This window comes from Streptomyces colwelliae, assembly GCF_048158785.1.
Lineage (GTDB): Bacteria > Actinomycetota > Actinomycetes > Streptomycetales > Streptomycetaceae > Streptomyces.
In genome coordinates this window covers 1-13,268 of sequence record NZ_JBLTJC010000291.1, presented here as the reverse complement: position 1 = coordinate 13,268, position 13,268 = coordinate 1, and the positions used below count along the sequence as shown (strand labels likewise).

At 71.4% G+C, this 13,268-nt stretch carries 13 protein-coding genes; 12 read left to right on the top strand and 1 reads right to left on the bottom strand.

The window, feature by feature from the left end:
• Positions 1-101: 101 nt before the first annotated feature.
• The 8 genes from ACNFOC_RS39715 (at position 102) to ACNFOC_RS39680 (ending at position 7,735) form a co-directional block, all read left to right on the top strand.
• Positions 102-920: an AIM24 family protein gene (locus ACNFOC_RS39715; RefSeq protein ID WP_416963864.1), complete on the top strand. Its 819-nt coding sequence runs from the start codon at positions 102-104 to the stop codon at positions 918-920.
• A gap of 245 nt (positions 921-1,165) precedes the next feature.
• A complete protein-coding gene (locus ACNFOC_RS39710) occupies positions 1,166-1,798 on the top strand; it encodes a dihydrofolate reductase family protein (protein ID WP_416963862.1) in 633 nt (210 codons plus the stop codon).
• Between the two features lie 91 nt (positions 1,799-1,889).
• Positions 1,890-2,795, top strand: a complete 906-nt coding sequence (locus tag ACNFOC_RS39705; protein WP_416963861.1) for a DMT family transporter — start codon at positions 1,890-1,892, stop codon at positions 2,793-2,795.
• A gap of 85 nt (positions 2,796-2,880) precedes the next feature.
• A complete protein-coding gene (locus ACNFOC_RS39700) occupies positions 2,881-3,270 on the top strand; it encodes a ribonuclease domain-containing protein (protein WP_416963860.1) in 390 nt (129 codons plus the stop codon).
• 161 nt (positions 3,271-3,431) lie between these two features.
• Complete coding sequence (locus ACNFOC_RS39695; RefSeq protein ID WP_416963859.1) at positions 3,432-4,688, top strand: sensor histidine kinase; 1,257 nt, start codon at positions 3,432-3,434, stop codon at positions 4,686-4,688.
• Between the two features lie 465 nt (positions 4,689-5,153).
• Complete coding sequence (locus tag ACNFOC_RS39690) at positions 5,154-5,834, top strand: response regulator (protein WP_416963858.1); 681 nt, start codon at positions 5,154-5,156, stop codon at positions 5,832-5,834.
• A 64-nt stretch (positions 5,835-5,898) separates the two neighbouring features.
• Complete coding sequence (locus ACNFOC_RS39685; RefSeq protein WP_416963857.1) at positions 5,899-7,083, top strand: cytochrome P450 family protein; 1,185 nt, start codon at positions 5,899-5,901, stop codon at positions 7,081-7,083.
• Positions 7,084-7,237: 154 nt separating this feature from the next.
• Positions 7,238-7,735, top strand: coding sequence for a hypothetical protein (locus ACNFOC_RS39680; RefSeq protein WP_416963856.1), 498 nt, complete (start codon positions 7,238-7,240; stop codon positions 7,733-7,735).
• Positions 7,736-7,750: 15 nt separating this feature from the next.
• On the opposite strand, the gene ACNFOC_RS39675 is transcribed toward ACNFOC_RS39680, so the two are convergent.
• Positions 7,751-8,767, bottom strand: a complete 1,017-nt coding sequence (locus tag ACNFOC_RS39675; RefSeq protein ID WP_416963855.1) for a Gfo/Idh/MocA family protein — start codon at positions 8,765-8,767, stop codon at positions 7,751-7,753.
• Positions 8,768-8,897: 130 nt separating this feature from the next.
• On the opposite strand from ACNFOC_RS39675, the gene ACNFOC_RS39670 reads away from it, so the two are divergent.
• The 4 genes from ACNFOC_RS39670 to ACNFOC_RS39655 form a co-directional block, all read left to right on the top strand.
• The gene (locus ACNFOC_RS39670; RefSeq protein WP_416963863.1) at positions 8,898-9,635 is read left to right on the top strand and encodes a GntR family transcriptional regulator; all 738 of its coding nucleotides are present in this window, start codon (positions 8,898-8,900) and stop codon (positions 9,633-9,635) included.
• Between the two features lie 228 nt (positions 9,636-9,863).
• Entirely contained in the window at positions 9,864-11,012 is a 1,149-nt protein-coding gene (locus ACNFOC_RS39665; RefSeq protein ID WP_416963854.1) for an ROK family glucokinase, read from the top strand.
• The gene (locus ACNFOC_RS39660) at positions 11,009-11,590 is read left to right on the top strand and encodes a sugar kinase (RefSeq protein ID WP_416963853.1); all 582 of its coding nucleotides are present in this window, start codon (positions 11,009-11,011) and stop codon (positions 11,588-11,590) included. The genes ACNFOC_RS39665 and ACNFOC_RS39660 overlap by 4 nt, the downstream gene beginning before the upstream one ends.
• A gap of 97 nt (positions 11,591-11,687) precedes the next feature.
• On the top strand, positions 11,688-13,268 hold a 1,581-nt coding region (locus ACNFOC_RS39655), incomplete at its 3' end, for an SNF2 helicase-associated domain-containing protein (protein ID WP_416963852.1).

The following is a 13,268-nucleotide window of genomic DNA, read 5'->3' as shown; positions in this document are numbered from 1 at the left end:
GGGCGACGACCCGGTTGGGCGACGTACGGAACAACCTGAACGCGGGCGTCGACCTCACGGACGAGGGCTTCCAGCTCTGGGTGGCCACCCGTTCTCCCCTCGTGACCCTTCAGCAAGAAATCGTCGGCAACGCCATGCAGATGGCGGTCGTCAACCTGAACCCCGGCCAGACCGTGTACTGCGAAGCCGGAAAGTTCCTCTTCAAGACGACGAACGTGACCATGGAGACCCGTTTGTCGGGTCCGTCGAACAACACGGGCCAGCCCCAGAGCGGCTCAGGCGCCGCAGGCGTCGGCGGCATGCTCCGCCAAGCCATGGGCACCGCCATGCAGGTCGGCCAGCGCGCACTCGCCGGTGAGTCGCTGGCGTTCCAGTACTTCACCTCCCAGGGCGGCGAGGGCACCGTCGGCTTCGCGGGCGTGCTCCCCGGCGAGATGCGCGCCCTGGAGCTGGACGGCACACGCGCGTGGTTCGCGGAGAAGGACGCCTTCGTCGCCGCCGAGTCCAGCGTCCAGTTCGGCATCGCCTTCCAGGGCGGCCGTACCGGCATGAGCGGCGGCGAGGGCTTCGTCCTGGAGAAGTTCACCGGGCACGGCACGGTGATCATCGCCGGCGCGGGCAACTTCATCGACCTGAACCCGGCCGACTTCGGCGGCCGCATCGAGGTCGACACCGGCTGCCTCGTCGCCTTCGAGGAGGGCGTCCAGTACGGCGTCCAGCGCATCGGCGGCCTCAACCGCCAGGGCCTGATGAACGCCGTGTTCGGCGGCGAGGGCCTGTCCCTGGCCACCCTGGAGGGCAACGGCCGCGTCATCCTCCAGTCCCTCACCATCGAGAGCCTCGCCAACGCCCTGAAGAAGGCCCAGGGCGGCGACAAGCAGGGCCCGACGGGCGGCATGTTCTCGACCCACGCGGGGTGAGAAGCCGTAGCGGGGACCGAGAGAAGCCGTAGCGAAGACCGAGAGAAGCCGTAGCGAAGACCGAGAGAAGCCGTAGCGAAGACCGAGAGAAGCCGTAGCGAAGACCGAGAGAAGCCGTAGCGAAGACCGAGAGAAGCCGTAGCGGGGACCGAGAGAAGCCGTGCGGAGACCGATGAGTTGCGGGGGCCCGCGGGGTCTGAGCTGATGACACCATCCGCTCCCGCACCAGGAAGCAGGCACCCGACATGGGCAAGCTCGTCTCCACCATCTTCGTCACCCTCGACGGCGTCTACCAAGGCCCCGGCGGCCCCGAAGAGGACACCCGCGGCGGCTTCGAGCACGGCGGCTGGAGCTTCGTCTACGGCGACGACGACTTCGGCCGGTTCGTGGTCGAGGTCTTCGACCGCTCCGGCGCCTATCTGCTCGGCCGTCGTACGTACGACATCTTCGCCGGGTACTGGCCGCTCAAGACCGACCCCGCCGACCCGATCGCCTCCAAGCTGAACGCGTTGCCGAAGTACGTCGCCTCGTCGACCCTCACCGAGGCCTCCTGGGCCGGCACCACGGTCCTCGGCGGCGATCTCGCCAAGGAGGTCACCGACCTCAAGGAGCGCACCGAGGGCGAACTCCAGGTGCACGGCAGCGGCGCCCTCGTCCGGTCCCTCCTCGCGCTCGGCCTCGTCGACACGCTCCACCTGGTGACCTTCCCGGTCGTGCTCGGCAGCGGCCTGCGCCTGTTCCCCGAGGGCACCGCCCCCATGGCCTTCCGGCACACGGGCGGGCGCATCACCAGCACTGGCGTCTCCATCCAGTCGTACGACCTCGCGGGCCGCCCGACCTACGGCTCGTACGCGGACGCGGACGCGGAAAACGCCTAGTCAGCCGGGGTCCGTGCCGGTACGGTGATCGTTCCGTGTGGCAGCCGCCGATGTCTCCACCCCTTCGCCGGAGACCGGGAGAGCCGCCCCCATGTCCTCGATCGCCGTACCGTCCGCCGCCCTGCCCCGCCGGGCCTGGCTCACCGACCTGCCCGTCCTGCTGGTCGCGGTGGTCTGGGGCGCCAGCTATCTCGCCGCCAAGGACATCACCACGGCCCGCACGGTCCTCGCCGTCCTGGTCCTGCGCTTCGCCCTCGTCCTGCCCGTCCTGGCGGTCGTGGGCCACCGCGCGCTGCGCGCCCTGACGGCCGCCCAGTGGCGCGGCGCGGGGCTGCTCGGGCTGATCCTCGCCGGGATCTTCCTCCTGGAGACCTACGGCGTCGTCCACACCTCGGCGACCAACGCGGGTCTGATCATCAGCCTCACCATGATCTTCACCCCGCTCGCCGAGTCCGCCGTGACCCGCACCAGGCCCTCCCGGGCCTTCCTCGGCGCGGCGGCCCTCTCCGTGCTCGGCGTGCTGCTGCTGACCCAGGGCGCGGGCTTCACCCGCCCCTCCCTCGGCGACCTCCTCATGCTGCTCGCCGCCCTCGCCCGCACCCTGCACGTCCTCGCCATGTCCCGCACCCGGTCGGTCCAGGGTGCCGACGCACTGCCCCTGACCACCGTCCAACTCGGCACCGCCGTCGCGGTGTTCGCGATCCTGTCGACCGGCGCCGACAGCACACCGTGGGCCGCGGCCGCCGACTTCGGGCCACGCGAGTGGGCCGGACTGCTGTTCCTCTCGGTGTTCTGCACCCTGTTCGCCTTCTTCGTCCAGATGTGGGCCGTGCGCCGGACCTCGCCCTCCCGGGTCAGCCTGCTGCTCGGCACCGAGCCCCTGTGGGCCGCCGCGGCCGGCATCGTTCTCGGTGGCGAACGGCTCGGCGCGTTCGGGCTGGCAGGCGGCGTCCTCGTACTTGTGGGGACCGCGTGGGGGCGCGGGGCCGCACGTTAACTTCCGGAAAACTCATCGGACTTGACGGGAAATTCTGCAGAGTTGTCATTGACATGCCACGGTCTACGCGCGTCATCATGGAGCCATGAGATTCCCCCCACGCGCCACTCGTATCGGAGCCGCAGCCGCTCTCCTGTCCGCCCTCGTCGTGGGCGGCACCGTCGCCACCGCGACCCCGGCGGCCGCCGCGGTCGGCAGCATCTGCTACAGCGACCTGCCCTCCCAGGCCTACGACACGCTCGACCTGATCGCGTCGAACGGTCCCTTCCCCTACTCGCAGGACGGTGTCGTCTTCCGGAACCAGGAAGGAGTCCTGCCCTCGCAGTCGTCGGGCTACTACCACGAGTACACGGTCAAGACGCCCGGCTCGTCTACGCGCGGAGCTCGCCGCATCGTCACCGGTGAGAAGTCCCAGGAGGACTACTACACCGCGGACCACTACGTCACGTTCGACCTGATCAACTTCGGCTGCTGAGCCGAACGACCAGCTGCACCACTGCCCGCCCCTCGCCCCGCGGCTCCCCCCACGATCATGGGCCGCGGGGCGAGGCATGTCCGCCGAAAGTCTGGGATGGCGCGACTTTGGTCGCCGTTCCCCCGCGCGGGGTGGGTGACCGGACCCGGTCCCGCATAGATTTGTCGACCGTGACAGGTGACAGGACCACGCCGGTACCGCAGGCGTTCGCGGGGCGCCGATGGCTGCTGCCGTCCGCCGTGGCCGACGAACTCGATCCCGACGTCGAACGGCGCGGACGGCCCCGCCGTACCGCACGCGACTGGGTCGTCGACGTCTGCTGCTTCCTGCTGGCCGTGACCATCGGACTCCTGGGCGCGCAGGCCCTCGACAGCGACTCCGCGACCCCGCACTCCCTCGCCGTCGTGGACCAGTTCTTCGGAGTCCTCGCCTGCGGCGCGGTCTGGCTGCGCCGCCGCTGGCCGGTCGGGCTGGCCGTCGCGATGATCCCCGTCGGCCTCGTCTCGAACACCGCGGGCGGCGCCGCCATGGTCGCCGTCTTCACCCTCGCCGTGCACCGGCCCTTCCGCTACGTCGCCTGGATCGGCGGCATCCAGCTCGCCCTGGCGCCGCTCTTCTACTGGATGCGCCCGGACCCCGACCTGCCGTACGCCGGCGCGGTCGTGTTCACCGAACTGCTCATCCTCACCGTCATCGGCTGGGGCATGTTCGTCCGTTCCAAGCGCCAGCTCATGCTGAGCCTGCGCGACCGCGCCCGGCGCGCCGAGACGGAGGCGGAACTGCGCGCCGAGCAGGCCCAGCGGCTCGCCCGTGAGGCCATCGCCCGCGAGATGCACGACGTGCTCGCCCACCGGCTGACCCTGCTGAGCGTGCACGCGGGCGCGCTGGAGTTCCGGCCGGACGCGCCCCGCGAGGAGGTCGCGCGGGCGGCCGGCGTCATCCGGGAGAGCGCCCACGAGGCACTCCAGGACCTGCGGGAGATCATCGGCGTGCTGCGCGCGGGGGAGCCCGACGAGACGGGCCGCCCGCAGCCCACGCTCGGCGCCCTGGACGCGCTGGTCACCGAGTCCCGCGAGGCCGGTATGAAGGTCACCCTCGCCAACCGGGTCACCGACCCCGCCGCGGTCCCCGCCTCGGTCGGCCGCACCGCATTCCGCATCGCCCAGGAGGCCCTCACCAACGCCCGCAAACACGCCCCCGGCACGGAGGTCACGGTGACGGTCACCGGCTCCCCGGGCGAGGGCCTGGTGGTCGCCGTGCACAACCCGCCGCCGGAGGGCGAAGTCCCCCATGTCCCCGGTTCCGGGCAGGGGTTGATCGGGCTGACCGAGCGGGCGACGCTGGCGGGGGGACGGTTGGAGCACGGCCCGGGCGAGGGCGGGGGGTTCCGGGTGCGGGCCTGGCTGCCGTGGGGGTGAAGCCCGTTCGGCGCTGCGGGTAACTCCCGTTCTGCGCAAGGAAGATGGAGGCCGCTCCCGGAGGGAGAGTCACCGTTCCCGCGTCCCGCCGCCTGCCTGCGAACAGGGGGCGTCGCGGGGGAGCACGGTGGGGAGTGCGCGCCGCGCGGCCCGGTCCGCTCCGGCTCCGTCCACGCGGACTCCGGCCAACTCGCAGGCTCCGCCGACGTGTTGGCGTGGGACAGCGGCCGGGTCGGGGCGCCCGGGGCGCTGACGTGGAGCACCGATCGAGTTACCGTCCCGCCGCCCTGGAGTCGCTCCCCGAGGGTCGTCCCGCTCGCGCCGCCGGTGGCCGCTCGCGGTGTCGACGGCATGGCGGCCCACCTCGGCGTGGGCAGCGAGGACGCGCGCACGCCTCCTTGGGCGCCCCGCCCGGAACCGCGGACCACGCCACTACCCACCGCGCCGCCGTGGTTACGTAGCCCCATGACTGCGATCAGACTGCTCCTCGTCGACGACGACCCGCTGGTGCGGGCCGGGCTGTCCCTCATGTTGGGCGGCGCCGCCGACATCGAGATCGTCGGCGAGGCCGCCGACGGCAGCGAGGTCGAGGAACTCGTCGACCGCGTCCACCCGGACGTCGTGCTCATGGACATCCGCATGCCGTCGGTCGACGGACTGACCGCCACGGAGCGGTTGCGCGCCCGCGGCGACGCGCCCCAGATCGTCGTCCTCACCACCTTCCACGCCGACGAGCAGGTGCTACGGGCCCTCCGCGCGGGCGCCGCCGGCTTCGTCCTCAAGGACACCCCGCCCGCCGAGATCCTCGACGCCGTACGCCGGGTCGCGGCCGGCGATCCCGTGCTGTCGCCCGCGGTCACCCGCCAGCTGATGGAGCACGCGGCCGGCACCGCCACCGACACCCGCCGGGCACGCGCGCGTGAACGCATCGCCGCCCTGGGGGACCGCGAACGCGAGGTCGCCGTGGCCGTCGGCCAGGGCCTCGCCAACGCCGAGATCGCCACCGGCCTCTTCATGAGCGTGGCCACCGTGAAGACCCACGTCTCCCGCATCCTGGCCAAGCTGGACCTCAACAACCGTGTGCAGATCGCCCTGTTGGCGTACGACGCGGGCCTGCTCGAAGAGGACGGCGAGAGCGGGCACTAGCGGTTGCCGCCGTCCGTTCCCACTGCACTGGGAGATCTCGGGGGATCGACCGGAGGGGGCAGGCATGACCGAAGTGATCGATCTGGGGGAGTTCGGCGAGGCGTTCCGGCGGGACCCGCACCAGGTGTACGCCAGGCTGCGGGAGTCGGGCCCGGTGCACCGCGTGCGGCTGCCGGTGCCGGACGAGCACCACGTGACCTGGCTGATCGTGGGTTACGAGGAGGCGCGTTCGGCGCTGGCCGACCCGCGGCTGGCCAAGGACGGCGGCAAGATCGGCGTGACGTTCCTCGACGAGGAGCTGATCGGCAAGTACCTCCTGGCCGCCGACCCGCCCCAGCACACCCGCCTGCGCGGGCTCATCACCCGCACGTTCACCATGCGCAGGGTCGAGGAACTGCGCCCGCGCGTCCAGCGGATCACCGACGACCTGCTCGACGAGATGCTGCCGTCCGGCCGTGCCGACCTCGTCGAATCGCTCTCCTACCCGCTGCCGATCACCGTGATCTGCGAGCTCCTGGGCGTGCCCGAGCTGGACCGCGCGGAGTTCCGCAAGCTGTCCACGGAGGTGGTCGCACCCACCAGTTCGGGCACCGAGTACGACGCGTTCGTACGCCTCGCCGAGTACCTGGCCGACCTGATCGAGGACAAACGCTGCGCGGGCCCCAGCGACGACCTGCTCGGCGACCTGATCCGCACCACCGCCGAGGACGGCGACCGGCTCTCCCCGCAGGAACTGCGGGGCATGGCCTTCATCCTGCTCATCGCCGGCCACGAGACCACCGTCAACCTCCTCACCAGCGGCATCCACGCCCTGCTCACCCACCCGGACCAACTCGCCGCCCTGCACGCCGACATGACCCTCCTCGACGGCGCGATCGAGGAGATGCTGCGCTACGAAGGTCCGGTGGAGAACGGCACGTTCCGGTTCGCCGCCGAGCCCCTGGAGATCGCCGGCACCCCGGTCGAGCGGGGCGATCCGGTCATGGTCGGCCTGACCGCCGCCGACCGCGACGGGGACCGCTTTCCCGCCCCGGACCACTTCGACATCCGCCGCGACACCCGCGGCCACCTGGCCTTCGGCCACGGCATCCACTACTGCCTCGGCGCCCCTCTGGCCCGCCTCGAAGCACGCACGGCGATACGCACCCTGCTGGAGCGCGCCCCCGGCCTCACCCTGGGCGGCCCGCCCGGCGACTGGCTCCCGGGCATGCTGATGCGCGGGATGCGCGCGCTGCCGGTGCGCTGGTAGAACGGCTGCGCGGGTGGGACGGTGCTCGGCCCCGCGGTCCTCACCGGAGGCCTCACCATCCAGTACGTCCGCCCGGCCACCGGCCGTACCCTGCGCGCCCACGCATCCTGAGTCCCTACGGCTTGAGTTCGTACGTCCTGAGGGGGAGGCGCGGATGCTGCGTACCGCGGAGATCACCGCAGAGTTGACCGGAGCGATCACCGGCGACAACTTCCATAACCTGCACTGGAGTTCACGGCTGGAGTTCAGCGTCGACTGCTTCGTCTGCGAGCGGATCGGCCGTACCCAGGTGTACGAGTGCGGCGCCGAGCGGGCCCTGTGCTCCGGCAGCCGCGGCTTCCAGAGCCACTACACGGCCGGCCGGATCACCGCGTACGACACGACCACGGGCGCCGAGCGGCTGGCCCTGCGCGCCCTGGTCGACTTCTGGTGGGCGCCCTTCAGAGACGCCCGCGACGACAAGCCCGCCATGGCCCCGACCAGTCATCCCTGGGTGCGGCTGCACCTCGGTACCTACTGCCCCGAGGCGAAGGAAGCGGGCAAGGACAGCATGCAGACCAACCTGGTACGGCCCTACGAACTGCGTTGCCCGCACTGCGAGTTCCTGATCGCGACGGACGTGGCGGCCCCGGCGATACGGCTGCTCAACTGACGGCGGCGGGTTCGCTCAGCTGTAGGGGAGGGCGCCCGCGATCTCCGCGAGGCGGACCGGTCTGTGTTCGCGTCTGGACACTTCGCAGGCCTCGGCGATGCGCAGCGCCTGAAGCGCCTCGCGGCCGTCGCACGGGTTGGTGCGCTGGCCGACGACGACCTCGACGAAGGCGATCAACTCGGCCTCGTAGGCGGGTCCGAAGCGCTCAAGGAAGCCGGTCCACGGCTTGGTCGCGGCCGGGGGGCCGGTCGGCTCGGTGGACGCGATCGGGGTGCGGTCGTCCAGACCGACCACGACCTGGTCGAGTTCCCCGGCGAGTTCCATCCGGACGTCGTAGCCCGCCCCGTTCAGTCGCGCGGCCGTCGCCGTCGCCAGCGTGCCGTCGTCCAGGGTGAGGACCGCCGCGGCCGTGTCGATGTCACCGGCCTCGCGGAACATCGCGGGACCGGCGTCCGAACCGGTCGCGTACACGTCGACGACCTCGTGCCCGGTCACCCAGCGCAGCATGTCGAAGTCGTGGATCAGGGTGTCCCGGTACAGCCCACCGGAGATCGGCAGATAGGCGGCCGGGGGAGGCGTCTGGTCGGAGGTCGTCGCGCGGACCGTGTGCAGCCGTCCCAGCCGCCCGGAGCGCACCGCCTCCCGGGCGCCCGTGTAGCCCGCGTCGAACCGGCGCTGGAACCCCATCTGAAGGATCGTTCCCGCCGTCTCGACCTCGGCGATCGCCTGCAACGAACCCGGCAGATCGAGCGCGATGGGCTTCTCGCAGAACACCGGGAGCCCGGATCGCGCCGCCCTGCCGATTAATTCGGCGTGCGCCGACGTCGCCGTAGTGATCACCACGGCGTCCACGCCCCACTTGAAGATCTCCTCCGTACTCGGTGCCGCCGTTTCCCCCAGCCGGTTCGCCAGCTCCTGGGCCCGTGCGGGGTCCACGTCGGTGAGGATCAGCGAACCGACCTCACGATGACGGCTGAGCGTCCTGGCATGGATGGTCCCGATGCGGCCCGTACCGATGACTCCGATGCGCATGGGAACAAACTGGGGGCCGACCAGCCACGCTGTCAATGCGTATGTCCGGACAATCGAACTACATCACTTCCCGTCAACCATTCACACAGCTACGCTCGGCCCCGTGCCGAAACCAGATGTGGACCCGACAGTGCCGCTCGAGCTCAGCGTGGACCGGAGCAGCCCGGTGCCGTTGTACTTCCAGCTGTCCCAGCAGCTGGAGGCCGCGATCGAACACGGCTCGCTCACCCCCGGCAGTCTGCTGGGCAACGAGATCGAACTGGCGGCCCGGCTCGGCCTGTCCCGGCCCACCGTCCGCCAGGCCATCCAGTCACTGGTCGACAAGGGCCTCCTGGTGCGCCGCCGGGGCGTCGGCACCCAGGTCGTGCACAGCCAGGTCAAACGCCCGCTGGAACTCAGCAGCCTCTTCGACGACCTGGAGGCGGCCGGGCAGCGCCCCGCCACGAAGGTCCTCGTCAACACCGTCGTCCAGGCCTCCGCCGAGGTCGCTGCGGCACTCGGCGTGGCCGAGGACAGCGACGTACACCGCATCGACCGGCTGCGCCTCGCGCACGGCGAGCCGATGGCGTACCTGTCCAACCACCTGCCGCTCGGCTTGCTCGACCTCAACACCGCGCAGCTGGAGGCCACCGGCCTGTACCGGATGATGCGCACCGCCGGGATCACCCTGCACAGCGCCCGCCAGTCCATCGGCGCCCGCGGAGCCACGGCGGAAGAGGCCGAGCGCCTGGCCGAGCTGGAGGGCGCCCCACTGCTGACCATGCAGCGCACGACGTTCGACGACACGGGCCGAGCGGTGGAGTTCGGCAGCCACACCTATAGGCCGACTCGCTATTCGTTCGAGTTCCAGCTTCTGGTACGTCCCTGAGTGCACCGTTCCGCCCGGCGATGTTCGTCATAATGTCCGGACAATTAAACGGGTATCCTTGCCGATATTGGGCTTTCATGATGTCCATGCCGAGTTGGAAGGCGCCCCTTTTGGGGGCGCGGGGAACTGCGCGACCAGCCACGATGCACGCGCACCAGACAACGATCCGCACCCCCCTTCACGCCCCCGCACAGCACCCACGGTCACGGTGAGGCAGAATCGGGCCCGATGAGCACCTACGGCAACTTCAGCGCCCCCATAGGCTCCCGGCGTGCCCCCGCACTGAGGACGGTCGGCACCCGTGAGCGAAGGTCGCACCTGACGGCCCCCCGCGTGCCCACGGTCGGCATCGACATCGGCGGCACCAAGGTCATGGCGGGCGTCGTGGACGCCGACGGCAACATCCTGGAGAAGCTCCGCACGGAGACCCCGGACAAGTCCAAGAGCCCCAAGGTCGTCGAGGACACCATCGTCGAGCTGGTCCTGGACCTGTCCGACCGGCACGACGTGCACGCGGTCGGCATCGGCGCGGCCGGCTGGGTCGACGCCGAGCGCAACCGCGTCCTGTTCGCCCCCCACCTGTCGTGGCGGAACGAGCCCCTCAGGGATCGCATCACGAGCAGGCTCTCCGTGCCGGTCCTGGTGGACAACGACGCGAACACCGCCGCCTGGGCCGAATGGCGCTTCGGCGCAGGGCGTGGCGAGGACCACCTCGTCATGATCACGCTCGGCACCGGCATCGGCGGCGCGATCCTGGAGGACGGCCAGGTCAAGCGCGGCAAGTACGGCGTCGCCGGCGAGTTCGGCCATATGCAGGTCGTGCCCGGCGGCCACCGCTGCGCGTGCGGCAACCGCGGCTGCTGGGAGCAGTACAGCTCCGGCAACGCCCTGGTCAGAGAAGCCAAGGAGCTGGCCGTGGCCGACTCACCGGTGGCCTACGGGATCCTCGAGCACGTCAAGGGACAGATCGGTGACATCACCGGCCCGATGATCACCGAGCTGGCCCGCGAGGGCGACGCCATGTGCATCGAGCTGCTCCAGGACATCGGCCAGTGGCTCGGCGTCGGCATCGCCAACCTCGCCGCCGCCCTCGACCCGTCCTGCTTCGTGATCGGCGGCGGTGTCTCGGCCGCCGACGACCTGCTGATCGGCCCCGCGCGGGACGCGTTCAAGCGGCAGCTCACCGGCCGCGGCTACCGCCCCGAGGCCCGCATAGTGCGCGCCCAGCTCGGCCCCGAGGCCGGCATGGTCGGCGCCGCCGACCTCGCCCGCCTGGTCGCCCGCCGTTTCCGCCGCGCCAAGCGCCGCCGGGTCGAGCGGTACGAGCGCTACGAGCGGTTCGCGGAGTTCCGGCGCGGCAGCCAGGACACGGCATGAACGCATCGCTGCCCCGCCAGGCCGTACCCCGGGAGGAGCCGGCCCGACCACCCGAGGACCCCCGCCACAAGGCCCGCCGCCGGGCGATCACCCTGCTCATCATCGTGCTGCTCATCGGCGTACCGGCCGTCTACCTGGCGATCTCCGCCAACCAGAGCCGAAACAGCGGCAAGGACAAAGAGGCGAAGTACTCGGCGACCGGGCTCACCGTGGGCTGGCCCTCCAAGGTCCAGCGACGCCTCTACCAGGTACCGGTCCCGCACCCGGCCGAAGAGGTCGCCTTCTACGAGACCAACAACTGGAAGACCAGCCGCCTCTACGTCCAGTTCCAGACCACCGACGCGGGCCTGGACACCTTCCTCGCCGGCATAGACGTCGACCGGAACACGCTGAAGAAGAACGACATCACCATCAGCGCCCGCGACCAGAAGATCACCGGCTGGAAGTTCACCCGCCCCGGCCCCTGGTGGGGCGTCGTCAACAAACAGAAGGACCCGGCCCCCACCCAGGACATCGTAGTGAACCTGTCCGATCCCAAGCTCCCCATGGTCTACGTCGTCTCCCGCACGGTTCCTTAGCAGGTGGCCCCGGCCGGTCGCCGGGGCCGATTGTCAGACCCCGCCCGTAGAGTCGAAGACAGCTGACACGACTGACGGGCGGGAGGTGACAGGACGTATGACGGACACGGCACAGGCGGAGCAGATCTCCGTGCGACTGGCCGCGGTCTTCCTGCCGTCCCCGGTCGTCCCGCGCGAGGGCCGCATCGCCTTCTGGGACCCCGACGGAGCCCTCGAAGGCGACAGCACCCTCCCCGAAGGGGACGCGGAACAGACGGAGCTGACAGTCGTACGACGACACGGCTCCGGAGTCCGCCGCAGGCCCACCCCCGCGCTGACCCTGCCGATCGAAGCGGCCCTGCCGCTGCTCGTGCGCGCCCGCCGTGACCCCGCCGCCCATCCCGCCACGGCCTGCTGGGGCGCCGCCGCGCTGCACGCGCTACGGCTCGCGGCCCGCGGCCGACTGCTCCCCGGGCTCACCGCGAAGGGCCACGACGCGTGGCGCGCGGGGCCCCTGGAGCCGGAGGACATCGCGCACGTCCGCGCGGTGGCGGCGGCCCTTCCGTACGAGGGCCACGCCGTCCCGCTACCTGGCCCGGGACCGCTCCGGCTGCCCGAGCCGGAAGCGCTGATGCGGTCCTTCCTGGACGCGGTCGCGGACACCCTGCCCCGCACCCCGGCCGCGCCGTACACCTCAGGGTTGCCCTTCGCGGCCCGCAAGCCGCAGCGCCTGCGTGACGCCCAGGACTGGGCCGCGGAGGTCGCCGCCGGCATGGACGCGGGCGTGCGGATCTCGCTCCGCCTGGACCTGTCGGCGTACGACCTGTTCGACGACGGCGGACGGGTGCGCAGCGCGGGCGCGGCGATCGTCCAGGTGCACAGCCTCGCCGACCCGACCCTCGTGGTCGACGCGGCGGCCCTGTGGGCGGGCACGGCGGACACCGCCTTCGGCCCACGCGCACGCGTGGACGCCGCGTTGGCCGTACGGCGGGCCGCGCGCGTCTGGCCCCCGCTGGACCGTCTCTCCGAGCTGGACGTGCCCGACGTACTGGCCCTGTCCGAGGAGGAGCTGGGCGAGCTGCTCGGCATGGCGGCCACGCGCCTCGCGGCGGCCGGGGTCGCCGTCCACTGGCCCCGGGACCTGGCGCAGGACCTGACGGCAGCGGCCGTGGTCCGGTCGGCGCCGGGCTCCGCGACCGACGGCACAGGCTTCTTCGAGAGCGAGGAACTCCTCCAGTTCCGCTGGCAGTTGGCGCTCGGCGGCGACCCGCTCACCGAGGCCGAGATGGACATGCTGGCCGAGGCGCACCGCCCGGTCGTACGGCTGCGGGACCAATGGGTCCTGGTCGACCCGGCCCTCGTCCGCAAGGCCCGCAAACGCGAACTGGGCCTGCTCGATCCGGTGGACGCGCTGTCCGTCGCGCTCACCGGTACCGCGGAGGTGGACGGTGAGCGGGTGGAGGCGGTGCCGGTGGGCGCGCTGGCCACTCTGCGCGACCGCTTGACGGCAGGAATCCGCCCCGCCGAGCCGCCCCCGGGCCTGGACGCCACCCTCCGGGACTACCAACTCCGGGGCCTGGCCTGGCTGGACGCTCACTGGCGGGCCGCCAACTACCTTGCCGCAGGCCAGATCTACCTGATGGCGAACGCGCTGCTCACCGAGCCCCTGACTCCGGTCCCGTCGAAGGCCGGGTCAACC